Source organism: uncultured Microscilla sp. (assembly GCF_947493425.1).
GTDB lineage: Bacteria > Bacteroidota > Bacteroidia > Cytophagales > Microscillaceae > Microscilla.
In genome coordinates this window covers 1-15,004 of record NZ_CANLRP010000004.1, presented here as the reverse complement: position 1 = coordinate 15,004, position 15,004 = coordinate 1, and the positions used below count along the sequence as shown (strand labels likewise).

Here is a 15,004-nt window from a genome sequence, read left to right as displayed (position 1 = left end):
TTACAAAGTCAGGTTTGCTATGAGAGTACCAGGTTGGTCTTTTTCGTAGTTTTCGATGGTTTTTTCGGTAAACGTTACTTCTTCAAACCTGATTTGCCCGTAACCACGCGAACCATTGCCCCCTATGTAATCGTTTTGCAGCAAGCGCATGGCCGTAATAATTTTGGTCAGGTGTGCATCTTTTTGCCCGTCGTCATACGCGTCATAAATCATCTCAAAATTGAAAATAGTCCCAATAGGTACCCGCTCCAGTTGCCGGGGGTGTTGGGCAGTACCCGTTTTGCGGTCTATGGTGTTTTCCCACTTTACATCGCTGTATTCCTGCTCCATGTTGGTTTCGCCAAACTCATCATAAATCTCATCTTTAAACCGGGTTTCATTCAAAAAGGCATCTCTTACCAACAACCGGGTGTGCCCGTCTATAGCATTATCACCAAAAATGGTTTTAATGGTATCAGAGTCTTTTGCTACATCCAGCGAGCCTTCAATTTTGGCAAGCAACGAGCGTAGTTTACCCTTGAGTGAGCTGCCCGGAATAAAAGGAACTTTTCTGGCAGTTTTTACCACATTCAGGTCAATACCTCCGATATCGAGGGCTGATTTAGAGCCTCCTATATGTAAACCTGTTTCGGTAACAATTTGTCCTTTAATCATCACCTTACCCGTAAGGGCAGAAGTTTGTGTTGTCATAATTAGAGATTTTTTTAGTTAGACGAATGGTGAGATTTGTGGTAAGCCACTATTGCCTCAAAAAACTGGCTAAACCCTCTGACGTGTTGGTCATCATCGGCTTTTTGGATTACCTCATCCAGCAGTTTCAAAAACTCTTTAGCGTTGTCTTGCCGATTGCCAAGCCGTCCTGAAATATACGCCAGTTGAGGGCGCAGCATGTGCAACTCATTAAGTTTTTTTAGTTTTTTCACTTTTGCAAATATGTTTCTTAATTGCGAAGCTGTAATGTCTTTACCCATTACCTTTACATAATCGCTGATGTGGTTAATCAATACATTCAGTTGATTACTTTCTTTCATGTTCAGCAAGTCTTCCAGGTTGGCTCTCAAAAACTTTACAGAAGGGTTGTCTTCCGGCTTATTATTGTCTTTGCCACCCCTGTGTTTATTGTGGCGGTCATATTGTTTTGCCATAGTATTTATTGTTTTTTTCTTGTCAAAAATTCGGTCCAGCGTGCAGCCACCGGAAAAATGGCCGCATTGGTATATTGTTGATTAGATATGGCGCTTATCAGCAACCTTTGGTAAGCCTGCACCAGGGTTTCTCTGCCTGCCCCCAATTCTACCTCATCGTTGATAATCTCCTTGCCCTTTTTGGTTTTTACATTACGCAAGTAATAGCTAAATCTCCATACAGCATCGAAACTCAAATGCCCTTTTTCTATCTTTTTTTGCAGGCTTTCGTAGCCTGTTGCACTTCTTTTGACCCTTTCGAGTATGCTGCGCGACTTTTCTTCTGCTACCAGGTTTTTGAGTATACCAGTAAGCTCTTTTACTGTGGTCAGGTCTTTCCACGAAATTACTTCACCAAATACACATACCTTGTTTTTAGAGGGCTTGGTTTCTTTGGTTGTCTGGTAGGTTTTGGCGGCATCTATGGCTTCTTCTGCCAGTTCAGCAAAACGGCTTACCGGAAAGTGCTCATCAATCATTAACAAGCCAGCCGAAAGCGTAATACATTTGTCAGACAAACCTTTCATTAAATCTCTCAAGCCTTTCTGAAACTTCTGAAATTCTTGCTGTACCATTGGGGCAAACTCAAATACAGCATCCCAGGCACCCACCAAAAAACAATCGTCTCCTCCGGAAAATATAATGTAAATATTTTCGCGGTACCTGTCCTCAGAGCCCGGAATATTTACATCCAGAAAGTCGTATATCCGGGTTTGAAAAAACCAGCCAAAGGCAGACGAAAGTTTTTGGGCATTTTCCAGCTGGGTTTGTTTTCTGAAATAAGTTCCCAGGTTGTCTATATCCATTTTTAACACAGCAAGTTTTGCCGTACCCGTACGCCTTTCGGCAAACAAGCTCATGGCCTCAAAATCTATGATGTTGTTGTTTTTGGGTAAATGATATTCAGGGTCATCTGTATGTTTTGTTTTGATTTTACCTACCACATCGGCATACTCTGCCAATACTTGGGTGTTCCATAAGGGGAGTTTGTTCAATACAGTGTTTTTTACGTCAATGTCTAACGTTTCTGAATTTGTTACACTTTTATGATCCAGTTCATAACCAAATTTTGCAAATAGCTTACCCTGCTGAACCTGTTGTACTATATTAAAACCATCAATAACTGGTTTACTTTTTACAAAATGTTCCGTAAAGGCCTTCCAAGCTTTATTATAGTCTGCCTCAAAACCAAAAGGTTTGAATATCTCCTGATGCATACCCAAATAAGGTTTAAGCTCGTTGAGAAGCAATGCCTGGTTCAACTCCTCCCATTTCTCGCCAATGTCATCGTTTGGGGTGAGTTCTACCTGCCCCAGATGAATGTTGGGGTCGTGGGGCACCTGGAGCAAAGCCTGGGCTATGTCTTTTTGCAGGTTTTCGAACCATCCATCATCTACCTTGCTTTGGGGAATCAAGATATAAAACACCGCTCCGCCGTTGTATATTACCTGGCTTACAGGCAACAGGTATTTGTTCAAAATAAAATGCACACACAGCTCGGTCAATGCCTGAATATAAAACGACTTGGCTTTGAGGGTTTTTGCCGCACTTTTGGTTTGCACACTAAATATAAAACTTTGCACGCTTGCTACGTCTCCTTTGAGGAGGTAGTGCGGTGTTTTTATCGGTTGTCTTGAGTTTCCAAATAACTGAAGTAGTGATTTTTTGTAGTTGTGTTCAGGTGACATTTTTAAGTTATTTAGCATTTTGATATATTAATACCTCCTGGATTCTTGCAGGAAGTGTGATAGGTGCGTTGGCAGCATGTACTATTTCAGCATATTTATTTTTAGTCTGGCTTTTACCTTTTCCATAATATAAATAATTTACTGTTTCAATTTCTTGCTTAATGCAGGTTTCCCATACTTTATCTTTTTTGCTTATGTCAAAGTATCTTAAATTTTCAGTGTGTTCATCAAATATAATCAGGTTATAATTGTGTAATGAGTCCCGCACTTCTAAAAGCTTTTCCTTGAGTTCAGGAAGGAGTTCGTTTTCAGCTTTTTGTTCTGTGAGTTGTTTTTGAAGCTTTTCTTTAAATAATTTGATAAGGTCTGATTTATCTTTTTCTGTCAAATTACTTAAGCCAGGGAAAAGTGTTTTTAGTTCATCTAATATCTCAGGCTTTGTTTTTTGCCCAATTTTACGTTCTTCCACTTCGCTGTTGATGATATCTCTAAACTTTGATTCAGCTTCAGCAGCTTCTTTTACATCATAGCCTTGTACATGAGTCTCCTGAAACCCCATGCCAAATAGCATTTTTTTGGTTTGGCTATAGGCAACAGGATCGTCATATAAAATAAGTATTCTGGATAATTCTACGATTTTGTCTTGAAACTTTTGGTTCGCTAAAATTTTATTAAATGCTTTTTGGTTATCCTTTAATTGATTTTCAATGTATTTTGTATGATTGGATACAATTTCAGCAGATTGTTCTTTTACTGATTGTGCTACTAGTGGCTTAATTTGTTTATAAAAGCTAAATACCAGTATCATTAGGCTTAAGGCACCCAAAGGAATACCATAGTTTTTAAAAATGTTAAGCTTATCGTCTATTTTCTTTGCTTTTTGGTCTATGTATTTTAGCAATACTTCCCTTTGCTCTAGCGAAGCAACTCGTTTGTCAAGCTCGGCATTTTTGTGAATGAGAGCCTTATTTTTCTCATTTTTGAGGCTATCTGATAACGGGGATGTTACTCTGGAATTAATGATCTGAATTGTTTTTGTTAAATCTTTTATGTCTTGGTTTAACCGTTTCACATCGGCAGAAGGAGGACCCAAAAAAAAGATAAGGTAAATAAAAGCCAGCAGGTTTAACACAAATAAACCTATCTCTAACCCTTTGCCCAGACTTTTCCATAAAACAGAGCGTTCTGTTTTATGTTTTTCCTGATAAAACTCGTCAAACTCTTTTCTTAAGTCTTCTTTTCTCATTGCTCTGTTTTGTTATAATTACTGCTTTTTATTCGCTTCACCACCCCATACCCCAAACTCACTTTACGCCCCAACCCCAAATAGTCGGGCAGAAACACTTTAGTTTCGAAGCTTACATCAAAGCTCATCATGTGAGTATCTTTTACCTTCACCCAACGGGGAGACGATAATTCGTTGATATATACCTCGAAACGTTGCGGAATGTGCCAGGCAATGCTTTTGGCAAAACTGATGATATTCGCCACCAGTTTGCTTTCCAAAAAGGTAATTCTGTCGGCAAGCCGGGTAATTTGCTGGTATTCGTCGTAGTTTTTTTCATTGAGGGCTATCCAACGGTACAAATGATAGCATTGGGGGGCATCGAGCAGCTTCATCTCAAACTCATGCAAGTCGAGGCGGTGAATGCCCATCTGCAGGTTGCGTTTGTGCAACGACAGGCTCCGGTTAGTATTCTCAAAAAGCTTGTGAACTTCTTCTACTCCTTCATGCAAACAAAGTAGCATGGGGTGCTGTCCGGCGCATTTGTACTGAATTTTGGGGTAACGATAAAGGTATTGCTTGTCGTCGAGGTGGTTATGAAACCAATGGTGTGCCCGTCCTACCTTGTCTATTATTGCCCCTCGAAAAGCAGGAATCTCCCAAGGCTGAATAGTATCAGTAAACTGGACTTTCAGGAATTTTATTTTGGTCATGGATTAAGTCAGGTGGATGTTAGTGTATTTGGCTATTAATTAATGCGTTTTTTATACAAAACACAAGAAATAATAAAGAAACAACCTTGCAAAAGTTAAGTCATCAAAAGCAGAGAGGATGTCTCATAATACAAAGGGGCAGCCACATGCTTACTATAAATGCATCAGGCTTCTACCTGTTCTGGAAGTTTTAGTCGCCCCGGCGTAAAAAACCGGGATTTCGGGACAAGCCCTCAACAATGCACGCTATAAATGCATAAGGCTTCTATTGTTCTGGAAGTTTTAGTCGCCCCGGTGTAAAAAACCGGGATTTCGGGACAAGCCCTCAACAATGAATGCATAAGGCTTCTACTTCAGAGTTTCTTCTCTAAAGTAGTTGCTTACCAGCGTCGCAATGCTTACTATTAAATGCATCAGGCTTCTACCCTAAAAGAATGTCTATTCAAGAGGTGAAGACAGAAGTCGCAATGCTTACTATAAATGCATCAGGCTTCTACCTTCAAAAAAACTTTGGCTCTTCAATTCAAATTCGTCGCAATGCTTACTATAAATGCATAAGACTCCCACGTTCATCCCTTAGAGGCAGTCACAAAAAAGGAAGAGCGTCGCAATGCTTACTATAAATGCATAAGGCTTCTACATCTGAAAGTATCTTGAGAAAAGTCTTTGCAAAAGTGTCGCAAGTCGAGTAGGTCGGGGTGATTGCTCACCCTTTCCCCTCCAAGAACGCAACAAGCCGCTTTCACGGCATTGCGCTCACCTATTGTGCCCCTTGAACAAGCCATTGTTCGTTAGGCAGCTGAATAATTCTTTCTTGTTTTGCGTGGATTGTCTTATGACAATTCCGATGCATCAAAATCAGGTTAGACCATTGATTACCCCCATTTTCATTCTTTGGTCGAATGTGGTGTATATCAAAGAGATGGTCTTCTATTCTTGTTTTGCAATAAGGACAGACGCCTTTCTCTCGATAATAAAGGTAATGTATTTTAGGGTGGTTTAGCTGATTCTGCAAGGTAAACGATATTGAATACTTTTTAAACTTTTCTGGTTCCTTAAAGTAGTTGAGACTTCCTGCTATCAAATGATGCCTGATGATTTTTGTTTTCCTCATTTTCATCAGGTATATTTGTTTTGAACCAAATACCCAGCGGTCTTTCCCTATTGTACAGAAGTATTTGTTGTTTCCCCACGTGAGTGATTTATTGGGGTGTCTTCTTCTGATCCATCCTTGGGTACATTTCCATATATAAGAATCTATGGAAACAAAGGTTTTACTGGATACGTGAGTTCTGTAGTAGTTTGCCCAACCTCTTAAAATAGGGTTAAGTTCATAGATTAAGAATTCTTGTCTATGTGACCAATATTTCCTAAATACTGCCTTTATGTTTCTTTTGAGCTTTTGAATGCTTTTATCTTGAGGCTTAATAAGAAGCTTCCCGTTATATTTCCGAATGTTCCATCCTAGAAAATTAAACCCTTCGTCTATCGATACAACCTGAGTTTTGATAGGATGAAGGTCTAAACCTCTATCTTGTAGGAATTCCTGAATGGCTTCTTTAATAAAAGGGATTTCTTCACGGTATTTAGCCGTACAGATAAAATCATCAGCATAACGAATTAGTTTTACCTTGGCAATTTCTTTACTTTTTGCATAAGGTCTGATATGATTTCCCTGTGCATCGTAAAGGCTTGCTTTGGTATATCTTCCATTATAGCCTAATTTCAGTCGCTTGTGGATATGATCTAATAGACCATCCAAAACATAATTGGTAATCATTGGAGAAATAAGCCCACCTTGAGGCACTCCTCGATTTGTTTCGTAGAATACATCTTGTTCAATGTATCCACTTTTCAACCATTCCTTTAAGATATTCTTGGGTAATGGTATATTCGCCATTATCCATTGGTGGTTGATATTGTCGAAACATCCAGCAATATCAGCATCAAGAATATACTGAGGGCTATTGCTTTTACTCAAATAGCCGTGTATTCGCTCTATCGCGTCTTGTGTTGATCGGTATTTGCGGAATCCGTAAGAATAATCATCTGCGTGCAGTTCAGAGATGGGTTCGAAGCCGTAAGCATAAAGCTTTTGCATCGATCGGTCGTAAAAAGTGGGTATACTTAATGGTCTTTTCTGGTCTTTTTTATCTCCTTTAGGGATATAAATACGACGCAAAGGTTGAGCTCGATACCTGCCTTGATTTAAGCCTGATATTGCTCGTAACTTTTGTTTTGCCGTTGACCAAGTTCGTCCATCAACTCCAGCGGTTCGTTTTCCTTTATTGCTGGTCACTTGCCTAACAGCGAGTGCTTTAGCATAGAAAGAATGGCTTAATACGTATTGTAACCGCTTTACTCTACGATAAGCTTTTTGTTCATAAGCATTGGTGATCTTCTTTTGTAGTATCCCTACCTGCCTTTCGGCTCTTTTCCAATTGATAGAGTGCCAATCGGTGATGGTCGCAATCTTTTCTTTTTCATCAAGTGAATAAGAATTCTTCTTTTCTGTACTTACCATCATTAAAGGGTTTAACGCCAGCGATTCACCTACCAATAGGCACTATAAGTCTGCCTCCTGTCGGAGTAGGGCAAAGTTTGAACCCCTATCTGTTTCATTACAAAACAGCATTCGCTTCCTATAGTATCCTTTACCCGCTGAGGAGTTCGGTCGTTCTTACGATTGACTTACTTGTGAGATACAAGACCCCGTCGGGCTTACCCAGTTCCGTCCACTTACTTTGTATATGACTTAGGTTTATCTTTTACTCCGAGTATGCTATGGGCAACGTATGGTAATAAGCAAATACCATAGCCTGATACCTTACCTTTTGGTCAATGTGTACCAACCAACTTTCACATTTTATTATTAACGAAGCTTCAAACAGATATTCAACTAATTTGTTTAACCATATCATATTTCCTCTTGCCCGATTGTCGCGTTTGGTTCGCTATCGTAGAGCTTTTAGAGACGCTTCGCACCCACCAGTTACCCAGTACGCACGGTCTCTATGAGGGTGTCTCGTGCCAGAGACAAGTTACCTCTTTGTAACCTTTCGGTGGACAGCTTTGCTGGTCGCACTGCTTACTATAAATGCATCAGACTTCTACTGGCTAATCAATGGGAAGATTATTGGAAAAGCAATCGTCCGTCGTAATGCACGCTATAAATGCATCAGGCTTCTATTGTTCTGGAAGTTTTAGTCGCCCTGGTGTAAAAAACCGGGATTTCGGGACAAGCCCTCAACAATGCTTACTACAACTGCATAAGACTCCTACATGTACAAATAAATTGGAATTCTAGTCAGCAAGTACTGTCGCAATGCTTACTACAACTGCATAAGACTCCTACTTCAATTACATTGAATTCATCTGATGGAACTTCTAGTCGCAATGCTTACTATAAATGCATAAGGCTTCTACTGGTTACACTCCCAGACTACATAGAGAGTGAGGATCTGTCGCAATGCTTACTATAAATGCATAAGACTCCTACTCCTTATACATAAGCCATTATAAAGCATAACTGAATTGTCGCAATGCTTACTATAAATGCATAAGACTCCTACATATAAAGAGTATTGGTCTAAGAATTTACAGAAAGGTCGCAATGCTTACTATAAATGCATAAGACTCCTACTACTGACGCTACTTCTTCTTCAATTTTCCTTGTCTTGTCGCAATGCTTACTATAAATGCATAAGACTCCTACATTCAGCAGATTTGGTCAAGAAGATCATCTGAAAGTCGCAATGCTTACTATAAATGCATAAGACTCCTACGTTAAACAAAAACTTAAAACTCGTACACTATGAACAGTCGCAATGCTTACTATAAATGCATAAGACTCCTACAGTGACTGGCTTTAATAATCTGAATTTCTTTGATGAGTCGCAATGCTTACTATAAATGCATAAGACTCCTACCCTTGTCTTGTAACTTGCTGATAATCAACTCTTCTTTATTGTACTTTTCCAAGAAGTAGGTAAAAACAGTACATTTTGGGTAAAATTTCGTAAAAACCACCCATACGTTTTTTTTAAAATTTGGCATCAAAAACGTTTATTTATTGTACAAAACAAATGTTTTGCTGTAATATGTTAATTTACTCTCGTTTTTCACAAAATTGCTCAATATTTTTACGTCATTTTAATATTAAAACAAGATATAATACTATAAAAGGTGTCTCATGACTTCTATGGTATTGGGTTTTCTAAATAATCTTCGCCTCGGTTTGTGTCTTCACAAATCGCCTCATCATAGCGTTTGGGAACAGTGTTTTTCAAGGTTTCAATCAGCTCGTGAAGACACGAGCTGAGGCGATGATGGTACTTTTGAAAAAAAGCTGGGTGGGGTAGTTCAATATCATTGCCTGTGTACAATATTCGGTGTACATTGGCATATCAGAAGGATTTAATATACACTACTTTGTAAAACCAAATATTGTAGAGGTCAGGGAAGAGTTTCTATGGTGTTATTTCAGGTTTTTATACTTAAACAAAAATGGTTTTGAGGATGGATTTTGACTAATTGTCTGAATATCAACATTAATCAACCGAAGCTAATCCTGTAAATCCTAAAACCGAGTCTACAGCTTGTTGTGACGAGTTCACCGCAGGTAATCACTTTAATCCTAGTGTTACTTCAACTTTGGTTATTAGGGTATAGTTTTTATATTAGCATCCAAAAGGATATGTCACAAAAGAAATATCACGTAGATTTAACCTCGGAAGAACGCTCTATACTGACACGTTTAATTCAAAACCGAAAGAGTACAAGCAGCCTAGTAAAACGCGCCTATATTCTTTTAGCAGCCGATCGCCAAGGGAGCAAGGTCTGGAAAGATCAACAGATTTCGGAGGCTTATGGTGTTCGCCGAAAAACAGTAGAGAATATTCGGTTGCTCCTTCAACCATTTACCACGCCAGTAGCAAAACATGTTCAAAGTAATACCCTGTTCAACACTATAAGTTTTATGATCCATCGTATGCTCATCATAACCAGATACAATCGCATACATCTTCTCTTGTTTTGTCATATCTTTTGGACACAAAGCTAGGCTAACTTGGTACATAGCAAAACATAGGCTTGGACGTAGGGATACTTTTTAATAACAGATATAAATGTAGATACTAAAATGCTCAACTAAAGAGTCTAAAAACATTACCTTCTGACAAGAGCCAGATCATATTAATTATTTCCCAGACGGGGTGTTATCTCACGCATTTTTTAGCAAGCATTTTTTTAGTTTCCCTTTTTTTGCCTACACTTATCCTTAAAAAAACACACCTCATGAGACTATTTAATAGAAAAAGCAGGGTAGAAAAAATAAGCCTGGTACTTGACCGAGATTCGAGCATATACGATGACTATGAAGAAAAAACCAATAAGAAATGGCAAAAGGATTTGGACAAGGTATTTAAAGGCATGAAAAAAAACGGGACCCCCGATGAGTTAAAAGAATTCCTAGCCTATAGGTATCCTTTTCACTGTTGGGAGTATGGGTTGGAAGACATGAAGGAGATTATTTGGAATGTAAAAGAGATAACCCCATACTTAACGAAAAGTGGTCATATTCCCACCAGAATAGGTGAATTAATCAATTTAGAGGCATTAGATTTAGCATATCGATCCATTGATACAGTCCCAGAAGAAATAAGCAAACTACAAAACTTAAAAACATTAATTCTAGGGGGAAATCCTATTAATTACTTCCCAGACAGTATTACAAAGTTAACTAATCTAGAAGAGTTGCTAATGGGAGGGTTTCATTTGGAAGAGGTACCAGAAACTATTAAAAACCTCAAAAACCTAAAAACATTACATTTAATTAATGTTGGATATGAATCATTTCCAAATGCGATCACCTGTTTAGAAAACTTACGAGAACTAGACCTCATGGGAAATAAAATTACAGAAATTCCTTCTACAATTGAAAAACTAATTAAATTAAGGGAACTTAGTTTAATTAGAAACCCTATTAAAAGAGTTCCAACAGAAATAAAGCATCTTAAAGAATTAAACCATCTTTACTTGAAAGGTACTAATCTATCTGACACAGTAAAAAGTCACATCAAAAAATTATTACCCAACGCAATCACCACCTTTTAAGACTAGAGGTACAAGCCATAAAACAAAAAAAATTAAGGGGTTTGATATGTACTGTACCATACCACAAACACTTTCGAACATCACCAAGGCAATATACCCCAATTACTAATCAACCACTCTGTTTTTTCCTTAAGGTAGTTTGCCCACCAAGGTAAGGGTTTACCCGGTTTGAAACGAGCCGAATAGTGTAAGGTAGCCAGCACTCCACTTGCACCATATAAGAACCGTATGGTACTATGCCCTACCATGTTTTTTATCTTGAGGGTGAGCTGGGTGTTCCACCAAGATACTTCATGCATAGGCAGCCTTTTTTTTGATTTCCCCTTTTTTTTGCCTACACTTACCTTTAAAAAGTCAAACATTATGGGACTATTTAATAGAAAAAGCAGGATAGAAAAAATAAGCCTGGTGCTTGACCGAGATTCGAGCATATATAATGACTATGAAGAAAAGAGCAATAAGAAATGGCAAAAGGATTTAGATAAGGTATTTAAAGGCATGAAAAAAAATGGGACCCCTGATGAGTTAAAAGAATTCCTAGCACATAGGTATCCTTTTCACTGTTGGGAGTATGGATTGGAAGACATGGAGGAGACTGTTCAGAATACGATAAGAATAAGTCCATATTTACCAAAAAGTGGTCAGATTCCCACCAGAATAGGTGAATTAATCAATTTAGAGGCATTAGATTTAGCATATAGATCCATTGATACAGTCCCAGAAGAAATAAGTAAACTACAAAACTTAAAAACACTAATTCTAGGGGGAAATCCTATTAATTACTTCCCAGACAGTATTACAAAGTTAACTAATCTAGAAAAGTTGCTAATGGGAGGGTTTCATTTGGAAGAGATACCAGAAACTATTAAAAACCTCAAAAACCTAAAAACACTACACTTAATCAACGTTAGATACGAATCATTTCCGAATGCTGTTATAAACTTAGTAGGCTTACGAGAATTAAACCTGATGGGGAATAAAATTACAGAAATTCCTCCTACAATTAAAAAACTAACTAATTTAGTCAAACTTAGTCTAGTTGGAAATCCCATTGAGAAAATTCCAGTGGAAATAGCGAACCTTAAATTACTGAATAAGCTTTCTATGCAAGACACTAAAATATCCGACACAACAAAAAGTGATATTAAAAAACTATTGCCCAATACAATAATAACCTTTTGATACCAAAAAAATAAACATAAGCCTTTCAATTGAATAATTTAAACATATCATTCTTTTATACAAGAGTCTCAGATTGAAATAATAAGTGGGAGCCTTCACAAAATCATGTTTATAACTTTTAACTAATTGATTATCAGCATTGTTTTTTTCAAAAAGCACAGCCCAATGAACGCTCCCTAATAAGCAAAATATTGTAAAAAATACAATCAAATGTTACCAAGGCAACAAATCCCAATTACTAATCAACCACTCTGTTTTTTCCTTAAGGTAGTTTGCCCACCAAGGCAAAGGTTTACCTGGTTTGAAACGAGCCGAATAGTGTAAAGTAGCCAATACTCCACTTGCACCATATAAGAACTGTATGGTGCTATGCCCTACCATGTTTTTTATCCTGAGGGTGAGCTGGGTGTTCCACCAAGATACTTCATGCATAGGCAGCCTTTTTTTTGATTTCCCCTTTTTTTTGCCTACACTTATCCTTAAAAAAACACACCTCATGAGACTATTTAATAGAAAAAGCAGGGTAGAAAAAATAAGCCTGGTACTTGACCGAGATTCGAGCATATACGATGACTATGAAGAAAAAACCAATAAGAAATGGCAAAAGGATTTGGACAAGGTATTTAAGGGTCTGAAAAAAAACGGGACCCCCGATGAGTTAAAAGAATTCCTAGCACATAGGTATCCTTTTCACTGTTGGGAGTATGGGTTGGAAGATATGGAGAAAACCATTTTGAACACAAAAGAAATGAGCGTAGAATCACCCAAAAATCATTCTATTCCAACACAAATAGGCCAATGTCAAAATTTAGAAGTTTTCTATCTTATTCAAGGAAGGTTACAAACAATTCCTCCAGAATTTGAAAACCTTAAAAGCTTAAAAACCTTAAGTGTTGTTGTTGACAACGAATTTCCAGAAGTAATTTCTCGCTTGACAAACCTACAAGAATTAATACTTACCCAAAGCAATATTGACAAAATACCAAAGTACATCGATAAACTAAAAAAGTTAAAAAAGTTAGAACTAAACGATCTACATTATGGCACCTTTCCTTTGGAAGTCTGTCAACTACCTCAGCTCTCTGAATTAGGGCTTATGAGAAATGGAATACAAACAGTCCCCCCCTCAATAAGCAACTTAAAAGCATTAACGAAACTTAATCTAACAGGAAATCCCATACAAAGCATATCTCCCAAAATAAATCAGTTAGAAAACCTAAAATCATTATATTTACGAGGTACTAATTTACCAGAGACTCTTAAAGCACAGCTTTCAGAGTGGCTACCCAACACAGAAATCATAATTTAATCAAACTCCATGTAATCACAGACTAAATCCATTATAAAAACTCTATAACACCTATAGCTAACCAATCAAAACTACCTTGTCCTAAAATGAAAATAATATCAAAAAGCTACCACTTTCTCGTCCCTAAATTAAAATCATAAATACAATGCTATGATTACCCTTGAGTATCACCAAGGCAGGATATCCCAATTAGGAGTGTACGAAGTCTTGTAATCATCTGATAATAAGTGGCAAGGTTAAAGCGAACAAAAACAAGGTTGTTTTCACTTTTAAAAGGTGTTTTATACGCTCATTTTTGCTCTTTGCTAGGGCGACCACAAGGGTAGCCCCTACAATTAACACCTTGATTTATATGTAAATACCTGTATATCAAGGATTTTAAAAACTTCGTACAATCCTATATCCCAATTACTAATCAACCACTCTGTTTTTTCCTTAAGGTAGTTTGCCCACCAAGGTAAGGGTTTACCCGGTTTGAAACGAGCCGAATAGTGTAAGGTAGCCAGCACTCCACTTACACCATATAAGAACTGTATGGTTCTGCGCCCTGCTGTGTTTTTCATCCTGAGAGTGAGCTGGGTAGCATTTTTTTGATTTCCCCTTTTTTTTGCCTACACTTATCCTTAAAAAAACACACCTCATGAGACTATTTAATAGAAAAAGCAGGGTAGAGTATATACATGAAGCCATTAAACAACATGAAGACATTCATCGTGAGTATGACCAAAAGAAAATAAAAAAAATAACGAAAGATTTTGACAAGGTATTTAAAGGCATGAAAAAAAATGGGACCCCTGATGAGTTAAAAGAATTCCTAGCCTATCGGTATCCATTACATTGTTGGCAATATGACCTTGTTGACATGAAAGACACCATTAAAAACACTCAAGAAATGGCAATTAACTTGCCTGAAATAGGGTACATACCACCAGAAATAGGTCAATTTATAAACCTAAACACATTAGTAATATATGGAAGGGTACACAGTATTAGCGAAGAACTTCAAAAGCTAAACAAACTGCATACTCTATCTATTGTCTATGACGGTGATTTTCCTGAGGTAATTGTTAAGCTAAAAAGTTTAGAAGAGCTGGTATTTACCCACAGCACTATTAAGAATCCTCATCCAAAAATAACTGAATTAAAACAACTAAAAATATTACAACTCAATCATACTAATATTGATGAAATCTCTATTGAGATTACTCAGACTTCTAATTTAGAAAAGCTTGGATTAATCAGAAATAACATAACATCCATCCCATCATCTATCGTTAATCTAACCAAGCTAAAAGAATTAAACCTTGCCTACAATCCTATCACCAACATTCCAATGAACATTGGGTTGCTTAAACAACTTAAGTACCTAAGTTTAAAGAAAGCCAATCTATCTAATGAACAAAAGGAATTTCTAAGAACCTCTTTACCTCAACATGTTCGCCATAATTAATGGCAACAATTATTGGTAAAAAAAAAGGGATTGTTATTTTGAATTTGGAGAAACAAAATAAGCACAATCCCTTATGTTAGAACTAACATTTTTGGAGGGTTTACAACCCTACCTACAGGTAAATATAGCTATTTTACAC

The 15,004-nt window shown here is 37.4% G+C and carries 14 protein-coding genes and 1 CRISPR repeat array; of the genes, 4 read left to right on the top strand and 10 right to left on the bottom strand.

All coding sequences use genetic code 11. From position 1 onward, the window contains the following. The 7 genes from csm3 to Q0954_RS02195 form a co-directional block, all read right to left on the bottom strand. The gene (gene csm3, locus Q0954_RS02225) at window positions 1-690 is read right to left on the bottom strand and encodes a type III-A CRISPR-associated RAMP protein Csm3 (protein ID WP_299453039.1); all 690 of its coding nucleotides are present in this window, start codon (window positions 688-690) and stop codon (window positions 1-3) included. Window positions 691-704: 14 nt separating this feature from the next. Continuing rightward, on the bottom strand, window positions 705-1,145 hold the full coding sequence (csm2, locus tag Q0954_RS02220) for a type III-A CRISPR-associated protein Csm2 (protein ID WP_299453037.1): 441 nt from the start codon (window positions 1,143-1,145) through the stop codon (window positions 705-707). A gap of 5 nt (window positions 1,146-1,150) precedes the next feature. Next, window positions 1,151-2,872: a hypothetical protein gene (locus Q0954_RS02215; RefSeq protein WP_299453035.1), complete on the bottom strand. Its 1,722-nt coding sequence runs from the start codon at window positions 2,870-2,872 to the stop codon at window positions 1,151-1,153. Window positions 2,873-2,879: 7 nt separating this feature from the next. Next, entirely contained in the window at window positions 2,880-4,118 is a 1,239-nt protein-coding gene (locus Q0954_RS02210; protein WP_299453033.1) for a hypothetical protein, read from the bottom strand. Next, a complete protein-coding gene (locus tag Q0954_RS02205; protein ID WP_299453032.1) occupies window positions 4,115-4,810 on the bottom strand; it encodes a CRISPR-associated endonuclease Cas6 in 696 nt (231 codons plus the stop codon). Before Q0954_RS02205 ends, Q0954_RS02210 begins: the two co-directional genes overlap by 4 nt. Before the next feature lie 760 nt (window positions 4,811-5,570). Then, complete coding sequence (gene ltrA, locus Q0954_RS02200) at window positions 5,571-7,337, bottom strand: group II intron reverse transcriptase/maturase (protein ID WP_299453029.1); 1,767 nt, start codon at window positions 7,335-7,337, stop codon at window positions 5,571-5,573. 719 nt (window positions 7,338-8,056) lie between these two features. Continuing rightward, window positions 8,057-8,739: a CRISPR direct-repeat array (repeat unit 36 nt; unit sequence GTCGCAATGCTTACTATAAATGCATAAGACTCCTAC). Window positions 8,740-9,620: 881 nt separating this feature from the next. Further along, entirely contained in the window at window positions 9,621-9,851 is a 231-nt protein-coding gene (locus tag Q0954_RS02195) for a hypothetical protein (RefSeq protein WP_299453027.1), read from the bottom strand. Between the two features lie 254 nt (window positions 9,852-10,105). Between Q0954_RS02195 and Q0954_RS02190 the strand changes: the two genes are divergently transcribed. Beyond that, a complete protein-coding gene (locus tag Q0954_RS02190) occupies window positions 10,106-10,924 on the top strand; it encodes a leucine-rich repeat domain-containing protein (protein WP_299453024.1) in 819 nt (272 codons plus the stop codon). A gap of 80 nt (window positions 10,925-11,004) precedes the next feature. Here the strand turns inward: Q0954_RS02190 and Q0954_RS02185 are convergent, their stop codons facing one another. Then, window positions 11,005-11,223, bottom strand: coding sequence for a hypothetical protein (locus Q0954_RS02185; RefSeq protein WP_299453023.1), 219 nt, complete (start codon window positions 11,221-11,223; stop codon window positions 11,005-11,007). A 64-nt stretch (window positions 11,224-11,287) separates the two neighbouring features. Here Q0954_RS02185 and Q0954_RS02180 point away from each other — a divergent pair, with 64 nt between their 5' ends. After that, window positions 11,288-12,106 (top strand): leucine-rich repeat domain-containing protein, encoded by an 819-nt coding sequence (locus tag Q0954_RS02180; protein WP_299453021.1) that lies wholly within the window; start codon window positions 11,288-11,290, stop codon window positions 12,104-12,106. Window positions 12,107-12,319: 213 nt separating this feature from the next. On the opposite strand, the gene Q0954_RS02175 is transcribed toward Q0954_RS02180, so the two are convergent. After that, entirely contained in the window at window positions 12,320-12,538 is a 219-nt protein-coding gene (locus Q0954_RS02175; protein ID WP_299453019.1) for a hypothetical protein, read from the bottom strand. A 64-nt stretch (window positions 12,539-12,602) separates the two neighbouring features. Here Q0954_RS02175 and Q0954_RS02170 point away from each other — a divergent pair, with 64 nt between their 5' ends. After that, entirely contained in the window at window positions 12,603-13,415 is an 813-nt protein-coding gene (locus tag Q0954_RS02170; protein WP_299453011.1) for a leucine-rich repeat domain-containing protein, read from the top strand. 335 nt (window positions 13,416-13,750) lie between these two features. On the opposite strand, the gene Q0954_RS02165 is transcribed toward Q0954_RS02170, so the two are convergent. After that, window positions 13,751-13,978 (bottom strand): hypothetical protein, encoded by a 228-nt coding sequence (locus Q0954_RS02165; protein WP_299453010.1) that lies wholly within the window; start codon window positions 13,976-13,978, stop codon window positions 13,751-13,753. Between the two features lie 77 nt (window positions 13,979-14,055). On the opposite strand from Q0954_RS02165, the gene Q0954_RS02160 reads away from it, so the two are divergent. Next, entirely contained in the window at window positions 14,056-14,865 is an 810-nt protein-coding gene (locus Q0954_RS02160) for a leucine-rich repeat domain-containing protein (RefSeq protein ID WP_299453009.1), read from the top strand. Window positions 14,866-15,004: the final 139 nt, after the last annotated feature.